Source organism: Streptomyces sp. TG1A-60 (assembly GCF_037201975.1).
Lineage (GTDB): Bacteria > Actinomycetota > Actinomycetes > Streptomycetales > Streptomycetaceae > Streptomyces.
In genome coordinates this window covers 2,567,627-2,587,680 of sequence record NZ_CP147520.1, presented here as the reverse complement: position 1 = coordinate 2,587,680, position 20,054 = coordinate 2,567,627, and the positions used below count along the sequence as shown (strand labels likewise).

Sequence of the window (20,054 nt, the reverse complement as noted above, 5' to 3'; positions counted from 1 at the left end):
TGGCCGGCCGGGTGGTGGTCGTCGGTTTCACGCGTGTGGCGGCGCCGGGTCCGGGGCGCCTGCGACCGTTACGGCGACCAGGGCGACGGACAGCAGGAAGGCCGCCGAGGTCGCGGTGCCGCCGAGGAGCGGGTCGGTGAAGCCGACCTGCGCGAACAGGGACAGTGCGGCCAGCGCGCCGACGACCGCCGCCGCGCGGCACAGCAGGGCGAGCCGGCCACGGGCGCCCACCAGCAGCAGGACGCCGATCAGCACCAGCACCAGGCTGCCGACGAGGTTGTAGCGGCCGACGCTGATCGCCAGGTCCCAGGCCCGCAGGTCGTGGCCACGGGCGGCGACGGGATCGTCTCCGGCCGAGCCCAGTACGGCGAGGCCACCGACGACCACCGCGATCGCGCCCCAGACCTGGCCGAGCCCGCGGGCGGAGCCCAGCCCGGACCGCAGCGCGTCGACGGCGAACGCCCGCCCGGCCGAGGAGAACAGGATCACCACATGGGCACCGATCATCAGCCAGTAGGCCCACGGCCATTCGTGCGGCGCGACGGCGACGGAGAGGCCGATGGACAGCGACATGCCCACCCCGAGAACCGCCGCCACCCGCACCCAGGCACCGGTCAGCAGCAGCACCGCCAGGGCGCTCTCGGCGATCAGTACTCCCCAGCCGAACACCTCGATGTTGGGCAGGACAGCGTGCTCCACGACCCAGCTGTACGGCGGGAACACCGGGTGGCTCACGGCGAAGGCCGTCCACTTGTAGAGCCCTCCGTCGGCGTTCCCGAAGTCCGGGGGAACCTTCCACGACACGTTGTGCAGCCACATCAGGCCGAGCAGCACCCGCAGGAAGGCCGCGCCGCCCGCCTGCCCGCGAGGCACCTCGTCGGTGGCGGGGGCGAAGAGCCATCGGACGGGCGTCATTCGGGACCTCTCGGACCCGGTGATACGTGCTTGCATACGAATGCTCCCTCAGGCACAGCGGAAGACCTCACGCCCCGACTGGGCGGCGGCGTCCTGGACGGCGAGTGTGTCCCGTACGACGCCGAAGACCTCGGCCAGCGGAAGCGGGGCGTCGGCGATCCGCAGATGCGGGTCGGTGACCGCCACCGGGTGCCACCAGGCGCCGTCCGCGGTGAGCGTCGGCTCCGGCTCCAGAGTGTCGAGGGAGACGTGCACGCCCTGGTCGGCGAAGCCTTCCTGGGCCACCGGCCGGATGACCCGGTCCGGTGCGGCGATCCCGGCGTCGTCGAGACGCCGGTGCAGCGCGTCCACACCCTTCGGGTCCTCGTCGTAGAGCGTGGCGGCCACCCGCACCCGGAACCCGAGCGAACGGGCCAGCGTGATTCCGTCGAGCGCCCGCGACCACGAGCCCGCACCTCGCTGCCGGTCGTGCAGCTCGGGCGTGGCCGAATCGAGGCTGATCTGGAGCACCACGTCGCGGTCCAGGTTCTCCAGGGCTTCCCGGCGGGTGCCCCTGGCGAAGATCATTCCGTTGGTCAGGATGGTGCGCTCCAGACCGGCCGCCGCCGCGATCAGGGCACCGAGCTGCGGGTGCATGAACGGCTCGCCGCCGGTGAAGAACACCTCCCTGCCGCTCTGGGCCGCGAACTCCTCGAACACCGCGGCGGCCACAGCCGGGTCGAAACGCCGGGCCGCGGCTTTGGGTGAGGACTCGGCGCAGCAGTATCCGCAGGCCAGGTTGCAGTCGAAGTTGGTGTAGAGCCACAGCCGTCGGCCCACCGGCGTCCGCTCGCCCCGGGTGAAGACCGTGACCGCCTCAGCGGACCTGACCGCCTTGCTCACGGCGAACCACCACGGGCCCCCGGACGACTCGGCGACCTCGGAGACGACGTCATGTCCGACCAGGTCGGCCCAGGCCGGCAGATCGGTGACGACGCTCGCCTCCGCGCTGCGCACACCGAGCAGTTGCCCGGGTTCCAGCCGCCTCATCGCTCGCGTGATCAGCAGCAACAGACCGCTGCCGCAGTCCATGTCGCCGCCATCGACCAGCGCCTGGACCTCGCCGAGCGGAGTCGGCGCCGGACCGGGTTGTGTTCGTTCGACCATGGCGGTCACCGTAGCCACGACCGGGCACGGCAAGGAGGGGATCGCTCCTTACGGAATCATGACGCCACCTCCCACGGCACCTCCCCGCACTGCCGAGCCCGACCCGCCGGGACTACCGTCACCGCCATGACGGACAACGGCATCTGGCGCCCCGACGACGCAACGACCCGGACGGAGTTCTGGGAAGGGGTCCACGACAGCAAGGACATCGACGGGGTCTCCTGGTGGCAGTCGGTCCCGGAACTCTCCCTGGGGCTGGTCGACAAGGCCGGACTCGGCCTCGACGAGCCCGTCATCGACGTGGGCGCCGGCTGGTCGACGCTCGTGGACCACCTCGTCGAACGCGGCTACCGCGACCTGTCGGCGGTCGACCTGTCGACCACCGCCCTGCAGACCGTCCGCGACCGGCTCGGTCCGGCGGGCGCGGACGTCGTCCTCACCGTGGCCGACGTCCTCGACCTGCGCATGGGACGCCGGTACGCACTGTGGCACGACCGGGCCGTCTACCACTTCCTCACCGAGCCGGACGAACGCGCCGACTACCTCGCCTCGTTGGAACGCTCGCTGCGACCGGGCGGATGGCTCGTCGTGGCGACGTTCGGTCCGGACGGCCCGACCACGTGCAGCGGCCTCCCGATCGTCCGCTACACCCACGCCGAACTCGCCGCCCAGTTCCCCGGCTACCAACTCGTCGACACCGCCGGTGAAGAACACCTCACCCCGTGGGGCACCTCCCAGCAGTTCACCGCGCTACTGATGCGACGCCTCTGAGCCGCTTCCGCGCGACCACACCGGCCACGACAGCCACCACCACGGCCACGCCAAGCAGACGGCCGACCAGCCTGACCCACGGGTACCGGTGAACACCCGCACCGGCGGACGCGGAAGGCTGGTTCTCATGCCTCCAAGAACCGCGCGACAGGCGCCGGGCCGAGACGCCAACACCTTAAGGAGGACCGGCCGGTCCCGATGCCTCCGCCGCTCGTGGCCATCCTGTGCGCGGGAGTGTTCAATGATCGGCGGATCCGATGATCAAGGAGACGCCAGATGAGCGACACGGCCATCGAGCAGATACCGGGCGGCGAGCCCGCGGCGGTGAGTGACGAGCAGTTGGTTGCGATGCTCGTGGATCGGGCCCGGTCGGAGGGCCTGCAGCTGACGGGGGAGGGCGGGCTGCTCCAGCAGCTGACCAAGCGGGTGCTGGAGTCCGCCCTGGGGGGGCGAGATCACCGATCACCTCGGATACGAGAAGCACGACGCCGAGGGCCGGGGCAGCGGCAACAGCCGCAACGGGACCCGGGCGAAGACGGTGCTGACCGATGTCGGCCCGGTCGAGGTCAAGGTCCCCCGGGACGTGGCCGGGACGTTCGAGCCGGCCATCGTCAAGAAGCGGCAGCGGCGCCTGTCCGGGGTGGACGAAATGGTGCTGTCGCTGTCCGCGAAGGGCCTGACGCACGGGGAAATCTCCGCACATCTGGCCGAGGTCTACGGCGCGAGCGTGTCCAAGGCGACCATCTCCACGATCACCGACAAGGTGATGGACGGGATGGCGGAATGGTCCAACCGCCCCCTGGACCGCGTCTATCCGGTGTTGTTCGTCGATGCGATCAACGTGAAGATCCGGGTTCTGTCGACGATCTTGTGATCCGGACGGTTGAACGGGTCGTGCCGACTGTTCGCGATCATGCATCGCGTGCTCTCGTGATGTGCTCTTGGAGCTGTTTCCGCACCTGTCCGCGCTGCTGATCGAGGAGGTCGAACGACGGCCGGAAAAGGTGGTGTTGAGGACGCGGGTGCGGGCCACGACTGGGGCCTGCCGGTGCGGCCAGAGGTCGTCTCGGGTGCACGGTCGGTACGTACGGAGGTTGCGCGATGTCGCCGTTGGCGGGCTCGGCGTGGTGATCGAGTTGTGCGTGCGCCGATTCCGCTGCGAGAACCCTGACTGCACAGCGGTGACGTTCGCCGAACAGATCGCGGGGCTGACCACCCCGCACAGTCGCTATGGCCCGCTGCTGCGTGGGGTGTTAACGCGGGTCGGGCTGGCGCTGGCCGGCAGGGCAGGAGTCCGACTCGCGGCCGCGGCCGGTATCACCGTGGGCAAGGACACGCTGCTGCGGCTGGTCAGAGCCCTGCCCGACCCGGAGATCGGCCAGGTGGAGGTACTCGGTGTCGACGACTTCGCCTTCCGTAAAGGCCGCCACTACGGCACTGTGCTCATCGACATGGCCACCCACCGTCCACTGCACCTCTACGACGGACGTGAGGGAGAGGACCTGGCTGCCTGGCTCCGCGGTCACCCTGAGGTGAAGGTCATCTGCCGTGACCGTTCCGGCGGATACGCGGAAGGTGCACGGGCCGGGGCACCGCAGGCCGAGCAGGTCGCTGATCGCTATCACCTGTGGGCCAACCTCGGACAGGCGGTCGAGAAGTCGGTGAACGCCCATCGTTCCCGCCTGACCGAACCAGTTCCCGCAACTGACGGTAACTCCGATGCCCTGGAGGCGGAGCCCGAGAAGGTCCAGCCATCGACGGAGCTGAAGATCGTGACTCGATTGCGTGAGCAGCATGCCGCCGCCCACGAACTGTGGGAGAAGGGCATGTCCAAGGCGGCGATCGGCCGGAAACTCGGGCTGCACCAAGCCACCGTCCGCAAGCTGGTCAACGCCCGCTCCGCGGACGAAGTCGTCGCCAAGAGCCTGCAACGGGCGCATATCGTCGATCCGTACGTCGGCCACCTGCACCGGCGCTGGAACGAAGGTGTCAGAAACGCCGCCCAGCTCTACCGCGAGATCCAACAACTGGGCTATCCAGGTGGCGAGTTGGCCGTCCAGCGTCATCTGCGGCGCTACCGAACCGGGCGCGGACATGCACCCGTCCCCGGCCCCAAGCCGCCATCGGTCCGCGAGGTCACCTCCTGGATCATGACCCACCCCGAGCACCTGCGGGACGAGGACGCCGACAAGCTCCACCGCCTACGCAAACGGGATCCCGAGCTCGACCGGCTCACCCTCCACGTCAGGAAGTTCGCCGCGATGATGACCGGACGCCACGGCGACCGCCTCGAAGACTGGATCACCAACGCTGAGCAAGACACGCTGACCCCGCTCGCGGGCTTCGCCCGCAACCTCCGCCGCGACTTCGACGCCGTCCGCAACGGACTGTCCCTGCCACACAGTTCCGGCACCGTCGAAGGCAACATCAACCGGCTGAAGATGCTGAAACGCCAGATGTTCGGCAGGGCCAGCCTCGATCTCCTACGCAAACGCGTCCTACTCGCACGGTGAGTCTGAACCGTCCGGATCACAAGATCGTCGACAGAACCAAGATCCGGGACGGGCAGGTGGCGAACCGTCCGATCTACGTCGTCATGGCCGTGACCGCCGAGGGCCACCGCGACATCCTGGGGATCTGGGCAGGCGACGGGGGCGAGGGCGCGAAGTACTGGCTGAGCGTGTTCACGGACCTGAAGAACAGGGGCGTCGACGATGTCCTGATGCTGGTCTGCGACGGACTGAAGGGCCTGCCCGAGGCGGTGGAGGCCGTCTGGCCTCGAACGATTGTGCAGACCTGCGTCGTTCACCTGCTGCGGAACTCCTTCCGGCACGCGGCCCGCCAGGACTGGGACAAGATCGCCAAGGCGTTGAAGCCCGTCTACACGGCACCGAACGAGAACGCCGCGACCGAGCGGTTCAGCGAGTTCCAGGAAGCCTGGGGCAAGAAGTACCCGGCGGTCATCCGGCTCTGGGAGAACGCCTGGGCCGAGTTCGTGCCCTTCCTCTCCTTCGACGTCGAGATCCGCAAGGTCATCTGCTCGACGAATGCGATCGAGTCCGTCAACGCCCGCATCCGCAAGGCCGTTCGCGCCCGCGGCCACTTTCCCAACGAGGCCGCGGCCATGAAGTGCGTCTACATGGCGCTGATGAGCCTGGACCCGACCGGCAAGGGCCGCAAGCGATGGACCATGCGCTGGAAGGCGCCCCTGAACGCCTTCCAGATCGCCTTCGAAGGCCGGCTCACCCCGGCCGCCAACTGACCCCTACAAAAACTGGATCAGCCGTCTACTGGACACACCCCGACCGGGGCGCCTCCGAGCACCGTGAGGGGCGTCCTTACTGACTTCGGCGTTTCTTAGTGTCAGTTCGGTCTGTCGAGAGCGAGGCCAGTCCCGGAGAGGAACCCGCCGACGATGTTGTGCTGGTACTGCAGCTCCTTGAGCTGCCTGCGCAGCAGAGTCTCCAACTCGCTCAGGGTGCGAGCGGCCAGGTTGGCCAGGCTCCGCTTGATATGCGCCCACAGGCCCTCTACCGGGTTGAGTTCGGGCGCATACCCGGGCAGTAGGACCACCGTCAGCCATTCCCGGACGGCCACTGTTTTCGCAGTTCAGCGGACGTGAAGACGGCCTTCTTCTGATGCTGTGCTCCGTCACAGAGGCAGAGGAACCGATACGAAGGCCGTGGCCGTGAGTCTGGGGTATCAGGGCGTCCTGCGGGATGCGTTCACGGAGTGTCATGCTTCCGGACGGAGTTGTACTCGCCCCTGACCGCTCGGGGCGACGCACTGTTCGAGTTGTGCGACGCGTTGTTGTGCACGGACGGGCCGGTGCGGACGCTGGCTTCGCGTGTCGTGCTACGCACGCGCAGACGCCCCACCCGCTCCGGTAATTCGGTTGTGGAGGCCCGTCGAAGGTACGCCATGATGGGCGTGACCACACCGCCGAACCTCGGGAGACCCCGAATGCGCCGACTCCTCGGAACGATCCAGCGCCCCTACTGGCTCACGGTTCTTGAGGACTCGACCACGCATGCACACCCTGAACATCGGCATTCTGGCGCACGTCGACGCTGGTAAGACCAGCCTCACCGAGCGGCTCCTCTTCGACGGCGGTGCGATCGACCGGCTCGGCAGCGTCGATGCCGGCGACACCCGCACCGACGACGGGGAGATCGAGCGTCGGCGCGGCATCACGATCCGCTCGGCTGTTGCCGCTTTCACCTCCGGCGACGTCCAGATCAACCTCATCGACACCCCCGGTCACTCCGACTTCGTCGCCGAGGTCGAGCGTGCCCTGGAGGTCCTCGACGGTGCGGTGCTGCTGCTCTCCGCCGTGGAGGGCGTCCAGGCCAGGACGCGGGTCCTGCTGAAGACCCTGCGGCGGCTCGGCCTGCCCACGCTCGTCTTCGTCAACAAGATCGACCGGGCGGGTGCCCGCGAGGAGGGTTTGCTCGATGACGTCCGGCGCCTGCTCACTCCGTACGTCGTACCGCTCACGGGAGTCGAGGACATCGGCACGCCGCACGCCCGCGTCGTATCGCGTCCGCTCACCGCACCGGGGGTGGCCACTACGCTCGCCGAGGTCGACACCGGGATCCTCGCCGCGCTCGTGGACGGTCCCGCCCCGACCGAGGACGACCTGCGGGCCGCGCTCGCCGCGCACACCGCCGACGGCTCCGTGCATCCGCTGTTCTTCGGCTGCGCGCTGGACGGGCAGGGCGTCGCCGAACTCGTCGAGGGCATCGTCCGATTCGTGCCGGCGCCCACGCCCGAGCGGCACGGCACCGCGGAGGCTCCGAGGGGCACCGTGTTCGCCGTACAGCCCGGCCCCGGCGGCGAACGGAGGGCCTATGTCCGGTTGTACGAAGGCGAGGTGGCGAATCGTCAGCGGCTGACCTTCCTGCGGCGCGAGGCCGACGGGCGTACGACGGAGGTGGCGGGCCGGGCGCTGGAGCTCACCGTGGTTGGGCAGCCCGGGGCGTCGTCCCTCACCGCGGGGAACATCGCCGAGCTGCGCGGTGTCCCCGGCATCCGCGTCGGCGACCGGCTCGGGGAGGTCACCGACAGGGCGCCTCAGTTCGCCGCGCCGACCCTGGAGACCCTGGTGCGGGCACGGCACCCCGCGAAGGCGGCGTCCCTGCGGTCGGCGCTGCTCTCCCTGGCCGACCAGGACCCGCTGCTGCACGCCCGGCCCGCGGGCTCCGGCGCCACCGCGCTGCTCCTGTACGGCGAGGTGCAGAAGGAGGTCATCGCGGCGACGCTCGCCGAGGACTTCGGTATCGAGGCGGACTTCGAGCCGAGCCGTGCGGTTCCTGGAGCGTCCGGCGGGCACCGGAGAGGCGTACGAGGAGATGCCGTGGCTCGACCAGACTCACCACATGGCCACGATCGGCCTGCGCGTCGAGCCGGGCGCCCGCGGTTCGGGCACGCTCTTCGCGTACGAGACCGAACTCGGCGCCCTGCCCCGCGCCTTCCACCAGGCCATCGAGGACACGGTCCACGCGACGCTGCGCTCCGGCCCGCACGGCTGGGCGGTGACCGACTGCCGGGTCACGCTCGTCCGGTCCGGCTTCTCCTCGCAGCACAGCACGGCGGCCGACTTCCGCGCGCTCACCCCGTACGTCCTGCTCCTGGCCCTGGAAAGGGCGGGCACGCGGGTGTACGAGCCGTACCACGCCTTCGAGGTCGAACTCCCCCTGGACGCGCTGGCGCCGGTGACGGCCCGGCTCGCCGCGTACGGAACGGAGTTCGGGGAGACGACGGGCGGCCGTACTGCGTGGCTGGTCACCGGCGAACTCCCGGCGCGCCACGTGCGGGACATGGAGCTGTGCCTGCCGGGGCTGACGCGCGGCGAGGGCGTGTGGTGGTCACGGCCGTCGGGGGACCGGCCGCTGCGGGCGGAGCGTTGCTGACCTCGGCTCGTCAGGGTGAGGCATCGTCGCGTTCGGCGAGGACGCTGCCGCGGTGCGGCGCCCTCGCCGATCAGCGTCGGTCAGTCGGCGCGGACCGCAGGCAGTTCCTTGTAGTAGTGAACGAGCGGCAGCGCCGTGAATCCGGCCTTCTCGTAGGTGTGCCGGGCTGCGGCGTGGCCGGGATCGCCTCCCGTACCGAGGTGGGCGAGGTGGATGCCGGCGGCGCTGATGCGGTCCAGCGCAGAGGCAAGCAGTGCGCTGCCGATACCCCGGCACTGCTGGCCCGGATCGACGGCGATCATGTCGATCTCGGCGCTGCGCGGATCGTCGTGGAAGGCCACGGCGACGAATCCGACGGGCTGGGTGTCGATCTCGGCAACCCAGACCTTGATGCCCTCGTCCCGGCACACCTCCTCGACCGCACGGGCCTGGCCTGCGGCCCAGTCCGGATAGACGATCCGGTTGAGACGGGGGCCGAGCACGCGGCCCATCGACTCGAAAACCGGCTGCCAGGCCCTGAGCGAGAGGGCCACGACAGCGTCGATGTCGTCAGCCTGCTGCGGGCGGATGACGAACGGTGCGAGGGATGCCTCAATGCCGGGGCGGGATGACTGCTGGTTGACCATGTCTTCTCTCCATACCGATCACGGCGGACACCACCGGGCGCGAAGCGGCGGGTGGTGGACTGGCACGGTGACGCGGCGGACGAGGTGCCCGCTGCGCTAGACGTGGCGGGTACGGCCGGCCGGGAAGCAGCACAGCGCAGAGTTCATGGTCATGTGGGGAGGCTATGAAGCCGGGCGAGTACGTGTCCACTCCTTATGGGCCGATGCGGCGGTCAGTCAGCGAGCACGGCGGGACGCCGGCCTTGGAGTCGAAGGGGCAGGGGTCCAGGCCCAAGATGCGCGACTTCGGGAGTCACCCGCGCTGGGTGGCGTGTGACGCTCGTGGCCCTTCCTCGACAGCTGCCGGACCAGACGTTCGCCGCCACGGTGATCTGGCGTTCGCGCTCACACCGCTCGGCTTCCTTGTACGAGCCGCATGCTCCCGTTGCACAGGCTGAAGACCGAACTTAGGTCTGCAGGCGTACGTCTCAAGCCCGTTACGTCCGGTCGTCGCGGTCGCTAGCGTCGGGATCATGGACACCACCGGGACCCTCGACGAAGCTCTCCAGCGACTGCACGACTACGGCCCTGAACGCGACGGCTGGTTGTCCAACCACGGTCCGATGGCGGTGGAGGCGTTGGTCCGCAACGGTCACGCGACCACCGTGCACCGCTGGCTGGACTACTACCGCGACAAGCTGGAGGACCTGCCCCGTGCCACCGATCCGATCACCGAGAAGGGATGGCAGGACGCGTTGGGCGATCCCCGCCGGATCGGCGACTGGACGGCGCACTTCGTTCGCCAGACCGCCGACCGGCCGTGGCGCGAGGTGCTGGTGGAGTGGTGGCCACGCCTGCTGCCGGGCATCGCCGCCGGTGCCACCCACCCGGTGATCCGTGTCGGCCATGCCGTCCGCACCCTCCTGGACGACGACCACGGCAACGACGCGGGTGCCGGGTCGAGCGCCGACCCGCGTACCGCAGAACTGGCCCATGGTCTCGCCTACTGGGCGGCCCGCAGCCTGTCGACGCCCGGCGGCGCTGCGCCGGGCGGCACCGTCGGCCCGGGTAAGGCGCTGGACGGCATCCCGTTGATCGCGGACCAGGACGGGGGCTTCCGTGACGGCCTCGCGCAGCTGGCCGGAACGCCCGGCTGGACGGCGGCGACCGCCGCGCTCCGCCCGGCAGTGACGCCAGAGGAGTCCCGCGACGTGCTGGCCGAGCTCGTCCGGGCAGCCGCGTACCGCTACGCCACGCACGGCCACCTCAGTCCCATCATGCTGGTGCACGCCGCCACCGCGCCCAACGCCGTGCTGCGCACCCTGCCCGCGCTGCCGCCCGTCCTGTGGGCACCGAGTCTGAACGCCGCCTGGACGGCGAGCGCCGCGGTGACCGCGCTGTACTCAGCAGCGACCCCGGTGCCGGCGTCCGAACTAACGAAGGTCCCTACCGGATCGGTGGCGGACGCCGCACAGGAAGTCTTCGCACGCGCGGCTGAGCACGGCGACGAGCATGTGGTGAAGTTCGCCGACACCGCGCTGGACGTAGCGGCCACCACTGGTAGCACCGGCGCGCTGGTGGCCGCAGCACGGGCCTGCGAACTGATTGGCCCGATTCCGTAGCGGAAGCCGGCAACTCCATCGTGCTCCTGGAGATGGACCAGGGCCTGTCCGGTCGGCGGGGAGTGAACACCGGACAGGCCCTGGCGTATGGGGGCGAGACTGGGCGCGGGGGAGGTCGGACGGGGTGATTCCGTCGCCGTTCGTCAGTCCCGGTGCAGCAGGACCGTGGTGTCGGGGGGCAGCAGCCCGTCCTTGTCCAGCGGTCCTGAGGCGAGGAGAGGGCTCGTGGCGTCGGGGAGCGGGATCGGCTGGTCGGTGAGGTTGACCGCGCACAGCAGGCCGTTGCCGCGTTCGAAGAGGAGCGTGCCTGGCGGGCTGTCCAGCCAGCGGAACTCCTCAGTGCGCAGGCCCGGGTTGGTGCGGCGCAGGCGCAGGGCGGAGCGGTAGAGCTGGAGCATGGAGGTGCGGTCGGCCTGGTTGGCTTCGGCGGTGTAGGACTTCCAGTCGTCGGGCTGGGGGAGCCAGGGGGCGGCGGACACGAACGTGCTGAAGCCGAAGGGCGGGGTGTCGCCGGTCCAGGGGAGGGGGACGCGGCAGCCGTCGCGGCCTCGGATCGTGTGGCCGGAGCGTTCCCAGGTGGGGTCCTGAAGTGCCGACTCGGGGAGGTTTTCGACCTCGTACAGGCCGAGTTCCTCGCCCTGGTAGATGTAAGCGCCTCCGGGCAGGGCCAGCATCAGCAGGGCCGCCGCTCGGGCTCGGCGGGTGCCGAGGGCGAGGTCGGTGGGGTGGCCCTGGTCGCGCATCGGGGTCGTGACGCCGGTGTGGGCGCGGCCGTAGCGGGTGACGTTGCGGGTCTCGTCGTGGTTGGAGAGGACCCAGGTGGCGGGGGCGCCGACGCTCGCCAGGTCGGTGATCGTGCGGTCGATCACGTCACGCAGCTTGTCTGCTTCCCAGGCGCACTTGAGGAAGTCGAAGTTGAAGGCGGTGTGGAGTTCGTCGGGGCGGAGGTAGTCGGGCAGGCGGCCGGGGCGGACGTGGGCCTCGGCGACGAAGACGCGGGGTTCGGGGTAGCTGTCGGCGATGGCGCGCCAGCTGCGGAAGATGTCGTGGACGCCGTCGCGGTCCCAGTGCGGATGGTTCTCCTGGCCCTCGCCGGCGATGACGGAGAACTCCGTCAGGCCCAGGTCCGGGAGGTCCGGGTCCTTGACCATGCCGTGGGCGACGTCGATGCGGAAGCCGTCGACGCCCAGGTCGAACCAGAAGCGCAGGATCGACTCGAACTCGGCTCGGACCTCGCCGTTGTCCCAGTTGAGGTCGGGCTGTTCGGGGGCGAAGAGGTGGAGGTACCACTGGCCGTCGGGGGTGCGGGTCCAGGTGGGGCCGCCGAAGGCCGCGTGCCAGTCGTTCGGGGGCTCGCTGCCGTCTCCCCCTCGCCCGTCACGGAAGACGAACCGGTCTCGTTCCGGGGAGCCGGGCGCTGCCGCCAACGCCTTCTGGAACCAGGTGTGTTGGTCGGAGGTGTGGTTGGGGACGATGTCCAGGATCACCCGCAGGCCCAGTTCGTGTGCCTCGGCGATCAGCTTCCGGGCCTCGTCGAGGGTGCCGTAGGTGGGGTGGATGTCCCGGTAGTCGGAGACGTCGTAGCCGCCGTCGGCCAGCGGGGACGGGTACCAGGGGTTGATCCAGATCGCGTCGACACCGAGGTAGGCCAGGTACTGAAGGCGGGAGCGGAGGCCGGCGATGTCGCCGGTTCCGTCGCCGTCGCCGTCGGCGAAGCTGCGTATGTAGACCTGGTAGATGGCCGCGGAGCGCCACCAGGAGTCAGCCGCGGCGTCGTGCGTGGGGGTCGGGTTGGTCATGTGGCTGGGTCCTGTCGGAGGGGGTGCGTGGTCCACGCCGCCCGCGCATTGATCACGCCGGGGGTTCGGGTGCTGGTCCGGCTATCCCTTGGTTGCGCCTGCCGTGCCGCCGCGTACGAAGTGCCGCTGGAAGGCGAAGAACACCAGGGCCACGGGGATGGTCATGAGCAGGGTCGCCGCGAGTTTGAGCGGGAACTGGTTGCCCGAGCCGAGCTGGCCGGAGACGAGTGAGGCGACCCCGGTGGTGAGGGTGTTCAGTTCCGGGCTCTGCCGGGACACGATGAAGTGGCCCAGTTCGTTCCATGATCCCTGGAACGACAGGATGGTCAGGGTGATGAGGGCCGGCTTGGCCATCGGCAGCACGATGGACCAGAAGGTTCGGAAGGTGCTCGCGCCGTCGATGCGGGCTGCTTCCTCGACGCTGACGGGGATCGATTCGAAGAACTGCTTCATGATGAACACCCCCGCGGCGTCGGCGAGGAGCGGGACGATCATGCCCGAGTAGGAGTCGTACATCCCGATCTGGTTGAGGACGAGGAATTTCGGGATGAGCAGGACGACGCCGGGTACGGCCATGACCGCGATGATGGCGGCGAACAGTGCGCTCCGGCCGCGGAAGCGCAGGCGGGCCAGTGCGTATCCGGCGAGGGAGTCGAAGAAGACGCGGCCGGCGGTGACGAGGAGTGCGACGACGACGGAGTTGGCGAACCAGCGCGGGTAGTCCGCTTCGGCGAGCCGGCTGAAGGCGGCTGTCGTGAAGTGCTGGGGCCACAGCGAGAGCGGGTTGCTGGTGGCGTCCGCGTCGGTCTTGAAGCTCGTCGCGAGCTGGATGAGGAAGGGATAGATGTAGAGCAGTGCGACGACGACGAGGGCCGTGTAGCCGAGCGCTCGGGAGAGGGCACCGCCACGGCGCGTGCGGTTGCCTGAGCGGCGGGTTGGGTGCTGTTCGACTGTGTGCGCCGCGGTGTCCGCGTCGGCGAGCTTGTGCTGTGGGCTCATCGCGTGCCTCTGTTGTGGACGTCGGCTGTGGCCGCCGGGACGGTTGCGGTGGTGGGCGCGGTGGTTCCGGGGTGCGTGAAGTGGGCCGTTGCGGCGATGCGGGTCAGGGTCATCAGGCCGCCCCCGTGGTCGGGCCGGATCCGGAGCGTGCTGCTTTCGCCGCGCGCCGGGTGGCGGCCTTGGCGCGGGCCTCGTCCTTGTCTCGCAGGATGAACCGCTGCAGCAGCGTCATCGCGACGATGATCGCGAAGAGGATGAAGGCGATGGCGCTGCCCTGTCCCCACTCGTTGTCGGTGAACGAGGACTGGTACGAGAGGAACGCAGGGGTCAGTGTCGTCTTTGCCGGTGCGCCCTTGGACATGACGTAGATCTGGTCGAAGACCTGCCAGGTGCCGATGAGTCCGAGGGTCAGGACGAGGAAGAGGGTCGGTTTGAGCATGGGCAGCGTGACGTGGCGGAACCGCTGCCAGCGTCCGGTGCCGTCGATCTCGGCCGCTTCCTCGACTTCGAGGGGGATGTCCTGCAGCGCGGCGAGGAACATGAGCATGAACGTGCCCGCCGTCGTCCACACGACCAGGGCGATGATCGCGGTCATAGCGACGCTGGGGCCGGATATCCAGTCCCACAGGGACAGGCCGCCGACGGTGGTGTCGGCGAGTGCGGCCGGTGGCGCGTCGGTGTTCATGCCGAGGGCGCCGAGGGCGAGGTGGATGATGCCGCGGGGATCGGCGAACCAGGCCGGTCCGTCGACTCCGATCTTCGCCAGCAGGGAGTTGACGACGCCGCTGGAGGAGAAGATGAACAGGAAGACGACCGAGATCGCGACCGAGCTCGTCACCGCCGGGAAGTAGTACGCGGTGCGGAAGAATCCCTTGCCTTTCAGCCGTCGCCCGTTGACCAGGAGCGCCAGGCCCAGCGCGAGCGCGGTCTGCAGCGGGACGACGAAGAGCACGTAGTAGGCGTTGTTGCGCAGACTCGTCATGAAGTCGCTCTGCGCCAGGCCGGGTTTGGTGACGATCTGCTCGTAGTTGTCCGCACCGGCGAAGTGCACGCCTGACGAGAAGGGGCTGCCCTGGCCGTTCCAGTCGGACAGGCTCACCCAGAGCGCCATGAGAATGGGTACGACCAGGAAGAGCCCGAGCACGACGATCACCGGTGAGACGAACAGCCAGCCGGCGAGGCTCTCCCGGCCCCGGATACCGCCGCGGGGGGATCGCTCACGGCGGCCTCGGCCTCCACTGGCCTTGGCAGCGGCTGTCGTCCGGGCCGGTGCCGGGCCGCTGCCCGGGCCCTGTGCGGGCCCGGGATTCGGTTCACTCATCGTAGGTTCACTCTCGTTCCGTTCCTGTCCGGATTACTGAGCCGCCCGGGTTGTCCGGGTCACTGGCCTACGACCGCCTGCGCGTTCTTCTGGAGCCGCGCGAGGATGTCCTTCGGGTCGGCCTTGGGCAGCCCCTGGAGGCCGGTGTCGAAGTCGGCGAGTACCTGGTCGATCTTCGGGACGTTCACCGGGGCCTGGGCGTACGCGGCGCCGTCGATGAACGCCTTGTCCTGCGGGGACTTGGCGATGTAGTCGGCCTCAGCGGACTGCAGGGACGGCATCACGCCGATCGCCTGGGCGAAGGTCAGCTGGTTGTCCTTCGCGGTCATCGCCTTGACGAAGTCGAGGGCCGCGGCCTTGTGCTTGCTCTTCGCAGCGATGCCCCAGCACTGGGTGAAGGCGAGCGTGCCCTTTTTGCCCGTAGGGCCGGCCGGCAGCGGGACCGTCTTGTACTTGACGTCCGGGTAGTCGTTCTTCATGGCGCCGGCGATCCAGTTGCCCTCGATCGTCATGGCGGCCTTCTGCTTGCCGAACGCTTCGCCCGACCAGCCGGAGTCGAGCTGCTTGGGGTACTTGGCCGATCCGTCGGCGAGCAGCGACTGGACGAACTTCAGGGCCTTGAGGTTCTCCGGCGAGTCCGCGGTGACCTTGGTGGCGTCCTTGTTCGTCACCCAGCCGCCGGCCTGGACCATGAAGGCACCGATCCGGTCACGTGTGTCACCGAGGGCGAGGCCGACCTGCTTGCCCGTGGTCAGCTTCTTCGCCACGGACGCCAGTTCCTCCCAGGTGGTGGGGATGTCGGCGTCGGTCAGGCCGGCCTTCGACCAGGCCGTGGTGTTGATCTGCAGGCCGAGCGTGGAGAAGTCCTTGGGGGCGCAGTAGAGCTTGCCGTCGTAGGTGAAGGCTTGGCGCAGCGCGGGGTAGAAGTCGTCCTTCCCCGGGAGACTGTCGCCGTACGGTTCGAGGCTGCCCGCGCTCGCGTACGTCGCGAAGCGGCCGGCGTCGACGTAGAAGACGTCCGGCGGATTGTTCGAGGCGAAGCCCTGGCCGAGCTGCTGGCCGATGTCCTGTGCCTGGGTGACGGTCGCCTTGTTGCCGGACTTCGCCCCCCATGCGTTGGCCGCGTCCGTGACGGCCTTCGTCTCGGCGTCGCCGCTGGAGGCGATGAGGACCTTGATCGAGGCCGGACCGGCCGACTCCTGGCCGTCCGTGCCGCTGTCGTCGAACCCGCTGCCACCGCAGGCCGACAGGCTGAGCGACAGCAGCGCGATACTGCCAACAGCCCAACGAGTACGAGGATTTCTCATGATAAATCTCCTTGCGCAGGCCGGCCTGATGAGCCGGTGGTAGAGGGGACCGCATCCCTTCCGCTGCACTGCAGCTGTGAACGGGATCGCAGATGTCGGCCGGACGGGCTCAAGGAGCCGCTCGGCGGGTGAAAAGGGTGCGGGTGTGGTGGGACGGCTCAGCCGCTCGCCCGGACGACGAGCTGGGGCGGCAGCAGGACGGGGGTGGGCGGGACGGCCGGCGGCTTGGGAGTCGCCAGCAGTTCCTGGAGCATCCGCAGGCAGGCGGCGGCGGCCTCGTCGTACGGCTGCGCCACGCTGCTCAGGCCGACGACCCCTGCGGTCGGGGAGTCGTCGAAGCCGACCACTGCGACATCGGTGCCGGGGCGCAGTCCACGCGTGGTGATCTCGGTCCAGGCCCCGAGGGCCAGGGAGTCGCTCGCGCAGACGATCGCGGTCGGCGGAGTGGGCAGATCGAGCATCGCCGCGGCGGCCTTACGGCCGGTATCGAGCCCGTCGGGGACGCCCATGTCGTAGCCGTCCGGGGTGTCGAGCCCGGACACGGCCATCAGGGCGGACCAGCCGCTGCGCCGGTCGTCGCCTACCTCTAAACCTTCCGGCCAGCCGAGGAAGGCGATCCGCTGGTGGCCGGACTCGATGAGGTGCCGGGTCGCGGCAAGGGTCCCTTGCGCGCCGTCGACATCGACCCAGCCATGTCTCTCGGGGGCCTCGGGTTCAGCTCCCCAGGGCCGGCCGAAGGTCACGAACGGTACCCGGCGCTTGGTGAGCCATTCCGTCCGGCGGTCGTCGGCGTGTGTGGCGTGCAGGACGAAGGCGTCGAGATCGTGATCGTCGAGGAGCTGTTCGTACAGGGAGCACTCGTGGTCGTCGTCGGTGGCCGTGAACACCACGATCCGGTAGCCGGCCTCCTGGGTACGGGCGGTCAGCGACTGCAGGAAGTGGGCGAGGACGGCGCCGTTGACTCCGTCACGCGGCGGCTCGATACGCGCGCCGATCAGATGGGAACGCCGGGTCCGCAGCGTCCGGGAAGCCTGGTTCGGACGGTAGTTGAGCTCCTTGATGGCGGCCTGCACGCGGGCCAGGGTCTCCGGCCGCACCCGGTGCGGCGCGTTGATGACGTTGGACACCGTCTGCATCGACACGGAGGCATGCCGCGCCACGCTCTCGAGTGTTACTCGCGCCATCGCGAAGCCACCTCCACAAGTTCACTGCGCCGCAGCGTATCGCCGCCGCGGTGCCGCATCGTCACGCCATCGCGTTTGGATTTGAACGTTAAATTTAGCGTTCTGATCGGTTACTGTGGCGATCCGCGCCCGGACTGTCAAGAGTCGGCGCGGTTACAAATCGCCCTCACAAACCGCCCACGAGACACGAGGGCACTGGACGGAGCTTCCATGACTTCACCCCAGCGGCAGCCGCTCCTGCACGACCTCGCGGTCACCCTCGCCGCCCCGACAGTCGTCCTGTCCGAGCCGGACGGCAACCTCGACGCCGCCGCTCCCGGGGCCGGCGTGCAGGGGCTCTTCCACGCCGACGTACGCGCGGTGAGTCTGCTGCGCGTGACCCTGCGCCCCCTCGGCGCCCCGTCCGGCGAGCACGCCGGGAAGGCGCCTCCGGCAGTCGGCGGCGAGGGCTGGCTGCCGGTCGTTGCGGTCATGAATGCTGCGGACGGACCCGGCCGTAGCCGTTTCGTCGGCCTGGCCCAGGCGCTCGGCGACGCCATTCCTGACCCGACCGTCCGAGTCGACCGGAGGCGCATCCTCAACCCCGGCCTGCTCACCGAACAGCTGACCGTCCGCTCCACCGCGACGGCGCCGGTGCATCTCGCCGTCCGGGTCGAAGTCGCCGGGGACCTCGTGACCCTGGAGCACGCGAAAGCCGGCCTGGCGCCCCGGTCTCCTCTTGAGCCAGCGGGCGAACTCTCTTCCGGCACCGGCGAGTTGCGCTGGGGCGACGGCACGGTCGCCGTCGCCGTCAGCGCCCCGGGCGCGACGCCCGACGCAGAGCACTCCGCGCTGACCTGGACCCTCACGGTCGAGCCCGGCGAGAGCGTGGACCTGCACCTGGCCGTCGAGATCACGGAACCCGACGCGGTCGTCACGGCCGCCGACCTCCGGCCCACCTGGCAGCGCCCGGAGGTCACCGCCGACGACCGCCGCCTGCCCGCCCTCGTCGCGCAGAGCCTGGACGACCTCCAGTCGCTGCGTATGGCCATGGCCGCATCGCCCGGTGACACCTTCCTCGCCGCGGGCGTCCCGTGGTTCTTCACGCTCTTCGGCCGGGACAGCCTGTGGGCCGCGCGGATGCTCCTGCCGCTGGGCACCGACCTCGCACTGGGCACCCTGCGCACCCTGGCCGCCCAGCAGGGCACCCGCACCGATCCGGCGACGGAGGAAGAGCCGGGCAAGATCCTCCACGAGGTGCGGCGCGGGACCTTCGACGACGGCATGGGCCTCCGTCTGCCGCCCGTCTACTACGGCACGGTCGACGCGACACCCCTGTGGATCTGCCTGCTCCACGACGCCTGGCGCTGGGGCCTGCCCGCCAACGACATCGAACCGCTGCTGCCCGCACTCCAGGCCGCGCTCGGCTGGATCGACGCCGCCGCTCAGGCCGGAGACGGTTTCCTCTCCTACATCGACCACAGCGGCACCGGTCTGTCCAACCAGGGCTGGAAGGACTCCGGTGACGCCGCCCGGTTCGCCGACGGCAGCCTCGCCGAAGCTCCCCTGGCTCTCGCCGAAGTACAGGGCTACGCCTACGAGGCGGCCCTCGCCGGAGCGGCACTCCTCGACGCCTTCGGGCTGCCCGACGGCGAACGCTGGCGCACCTTCGCGGCCCACCTCGCCGACCGGTTCCGCGCCCGGTTCTGGGTCTCCGACCAACAAGGGCCCTACCCCGCCATGGCAATCGACGGCTCGGGCCGCCCCGTCGACGCCGTCACCAGCAACATGGGCCACCTCCTGGCCACCGGCATCCTCAACACCGACGAGACCGCCACCGTCGCCGCACGGCTCGCCGCCCCCGACATGTCCGACGCCTACGGACTGCGGACCATGTCATCCCAGTCCGGCGGCTACGGCCCGCTGCGCTACCACTGCGGCACCGTCTGGCCCCACGACACCGCCATCGCCGTCACCGGCCTCGCCCGCAGCGGCCACCCCCAGGCCGCCGCCCGCCTCATCGAGGGCATCCTCGCCGCGGCACCGGCCTTCGACTACCGACTGCCCGAACTGTGGAGCGGCGACGCCCGCACGGACACCCCCGCACCCGTCCCCTACCCGGCCGCCTGCCGCCCACAAGCCTGGTCGGCCGCAGCGGCCATCGCCATCATGACCGCCCTGACCGGCCTGGAGCCCGACGTCCCCGCCGGCCGACTCCACCTCCGGCCGACAGGCCCAGCCCCCGTCGGCGCACTCACCGTCACAGGGCTCACCATCGCCGGAGAACGGCTCGACATCACCATCAACACAGACAGCCGGATCGAATCGGTTTCGCCACCTGCGGGACTGATCGTCCAGGAACACCCGGTGTTGCGGGCCTGAGGATCACCCCGACCAACCGCTGCCACGACCGGTTCAACGAAGCTGTCTGCGCCTCGACGGCGGCCCCGCCACCGAATGAGCGGCCGAGTTGCCCAGCCTGAGCAGTGAGGAT

At 69.7% G+C, this 20,054-nt stretch carries 13 protein-coding genes and 4 pseudogenes; 8 read left to right on the top strand and 9 right to left on the bottom strand.

Translation table 11 applies throughout. The annotated features are described in order from the left end of the window. Nucleotides 1–27 precede the first annotated feature (27 nt). The gene (locus WBG99_RS10500; protein WP_338896073.1) at nt 28–915 is read right to left on the bottom strand and encodes a hypothetical protein; all 888 of its coding nucleotides are present in this window, start codon (nt 913–915) and stop codon (nt 28–30) included. Between the two features lie 48 nt (nt 916–963). Next, on the bottom strand, nt 964–2,061 hold the full coding sequence (locus WBG99_RS10495) for a radical SAM protein (RefSeq protein WP_338896072.1): 1,098 nt from the start codon (nt 2,059–2,061) through the stop codon (nt 964–966). A gap of 126 nt (nt 2,062–2,187) precedes the next feature. On the opposite strand from WBG99_RS10495, the gene WBG99_RS10490 reads away from it, so the two are divergent. From WBG99_RS10490 to WBG99_RS10475, 4 genes and pseudogenes are all read left to right on the top strand, one after another. Next, complete coding sequence (locus tag WBG99_RS10490) at nt 2,188–2,832, top strand: class I SAM-dependent methyltransferase (protein ID WP_338896071.1); 645 nt, start codon at nt 2,188–2,190, stop codon at nt 2,830–2,832. 348 nt (nt 2,833–3,180) lie between these two features. Further along, nucleotides 3,181–3,685 (top strand): annotated as a pseudogene (locus WBG99_RS10485) (transposase); the annotation flags it as partial. An 82-nt stretch (nt 3,686–3,767) separates the two neighbouring features. Next, nucleotides 3,768–5,345, top strand: coding sequence for an ISL3 family transposase (locus WBG99_RS10480; RefSeq protein WP_338896070.1), 1,578 nt, complete (start codon nt 3,768–3,770; stop codon nt 5,343–5,345). 38 nt (nt 5,346–5,383) lie between these two features. After that, a pseudogene (locus WBG99_RS10475) lies at nt 5,384–6,094 on the top strand (IS256 family transposase); the annotation flags it as partial. A 101-nt stretch (nt 6,095–6,195) separates the two neighbouring features. Here the strand turns inward: WBG99_RS10475 and WBG99_RS10470 are convergent. Next, nucleotides 6,196–6,429, bottom strand: a complete 234-nt coding sequence (locus WBG99_RS10470; RefSeq protein WP_338896069.1) for a transposase — start codon at nt 6,427–6,429, stop codon at nt 6,196–6,198. A gap of 91 nt (nt 6,430–6,520) precedes the next feature. Between WBG99_RS10470 and WBG99_RS10465 the strand changes: the two are divergent. Both WBG99_RS10465 and otr(A) read left to right on the top strand, forming a co-directional pair. Beyond that, nucleotides 6,521–6,675: pseudogene (locus WBG99_RS10465) on the top strand (transposase); the annotation flags it as partial. Between the two features lie 187 nt (nt 6,676–6,862). Beyond that, nucleotides 6,863–8,744: pseudogene (gene otr(A) / locus WBG99_RS10460) on the top strand (tetracycline resistance ribosomal protection protein Otr(A)). Nucleotides 8,745–8,824: 80 nt separating this feature from the next. Here the strand turns inward: otr(A) and WBG99_RS10455 are convergent. Further along, a complete protein-coding gene (locus WBG99_RS10455) occupies nt 8,825–9,370 on the bottom strand; it encodes a GNAT family N-acetyltransferase (protein ID WP_338896068.1) in 546 nt (181 codons plus the stop codon). Nucleotides 9,371–9,882: 512 nt separating this feature from the next. Here WBG99_RS10455 and WBG99_RS10450 point away from each other — a divergent pair. Further along, entirely contained in the window at nt 9,883–10,971 is a 1,089-nt protein-coding gene (locus tag WBG99_RS10450; RefSeq protein WP_338896067.1) for a questin oxidase family protein, read from the top strand. A gap of 143 nt (nt 10,972–11,114) precedes the next feature. Here WBG99_RS10450 and WBG99_RS10445 read toward each other — a convergent pair whose 3' ends face one another. The 5 genes from WBG99_RS10445 to WBG99_RS10425 form a co-directional block, all read right to left on the bottom strand. Further along, a complete protein-coding gene (locus WBG99_RS10445) occupies nt 11,115–12,770 on the bottom strand; it encodes an alpha-amylase family glycosyl hydrolase (RefSeq protein ID WP_338896066.1) in 1,656 nt (551 codons plus the stop codon). An 81-nt stretch (nt 12,771–12,851) separates the two neighbouring features. Next, nucleotides 12,852–13,769, bottom strand: a complete 918-nt coding sequence (locus WBG99_RS10440; RefSeq protein WP_338896065.1) for a carbohydrate ABC transporter permease — start codon at nt 13,767–13,769, stop codon at nt 12,852–12,854. Between the two features lie 112 nt (nt 13,770–13,881). Beyond that, entirely contained in the window at nt 13,882–15,090 is a 1,209-nt protein-coding gene (locus tag WBG99_RS10435; RefSeq protein ID WP_338896064.1) for a sugar ABC transporter permease, read from the bottom strand. 59 nt (nt 15,091–15,149) lie between these two features. Then, nucleotides 15,150–16,397, bottom strand: coding sequence for an extracellular solute-binding protein (locus WBG99_RS10430; protein ID WP_338896063.1), 1,248 nt, complete (start codon nt 16,395–16,397; stop codon nt 15,150–15,152). 158 nt (nt 16,398–16,555) lie between these two features. Next, a complete protein-coding gene (locus WBG99_RS10425) occupies nt 16,556–17,557 on the bottom strand; it encodes a LacI family DNA-binding transcriptional regulator (RefSeq protein WP_338896062.1) in 1,002 nt (333 codons plus the stop codon). A gap of 234 nt (nt 17,558–17,791) precedes the next feature. On the opposite strand from WBG99_RS10425, the gene WBG99_RS10420 reads away from it, so the two are divergent. Next, on the top strand, nt 17,792–19,942 hold the full coding sequence (locus WBG99_RS10420) for a glycogen debranching N-terminal domain-containing protein (RefSeq protein ID WP_338896061.1): 2,151 nt from the start codon (nt 17,792–17,794) through the stop codon (nt 19,940–19,942). Nucleotides 19,943–20,054: the final 112 nt, after the last annotated feature.

Coding starts and splice junctions, on each gene's coding strand:
- WBG99_RS10450 (WP_338896067.1), top strand. CDS start 9,883: ATGGACACCACCGGGACCCTCGACGAAGCTCTCCAGCGACTGCACGAC.
- WBG99_RS10490 (WP_338896071.1), top strand. CDS start 2,188: ATGACGGACAACGGCATCTGGCGCCCCGACGACGCAACGACCCGGACG.
- WBG99_RS10495 (WP_338896072.1), bottom strand. CDS start 2,061: ATGGTCGAACGAACACAACCCGGTCCGGCGCCGACTCCGCTCGGCGAG.
- WBG99_RS10420 (WP_338896061.1), top strand. CDS start 17,792: ATGACTTCACCCCAGCGGCAGCCGCTCCTGCACGACCTCGCGGTCACC.
- WBG99_RS10445 (WP_338896066.1), bottom strand. CDS start 12,770: ATGACCAACCCGACCCCCACGCACGACGCCGCGGCTGACTCCTGGTGG.
- WBG99_RS10430 (WP_338896063.1), bottom strand. CDS start 16,397: ATGAGAAATCCTCGTACTCGTTGGGCTGTTGGCAGTATCGCGCTGCTG.
- WBG99_RS10440 (WP_338896065.1), bottom strand. CDS start 13,769: ATGAGCCCACAGCACAAGCTCGCCGACGCGGACACCGCGGCGCACACA.
- WBG99_RS10500 (WP_338896073.1), bottom strand. CDS start 915: ATGACGCCCGTCCGATGGCTCTTCGCCCCCGCCACCGACGAGGTGCCT.
- WBG99_RS10435 (WP_338896064.1), bottom strand. CDS start 15,090: ATGAGTGAACCGAATCCCGGGCCCGCACAGGGCCCGGGCAGCGGCCCG.
- WBG99_RS10455 (WP_338896068.1), bottom strand. CDS start 9,370: ATGGTCAACCAGCAGTCATCCCGCCCCGGCATTGAGGCATCCCTCGCA.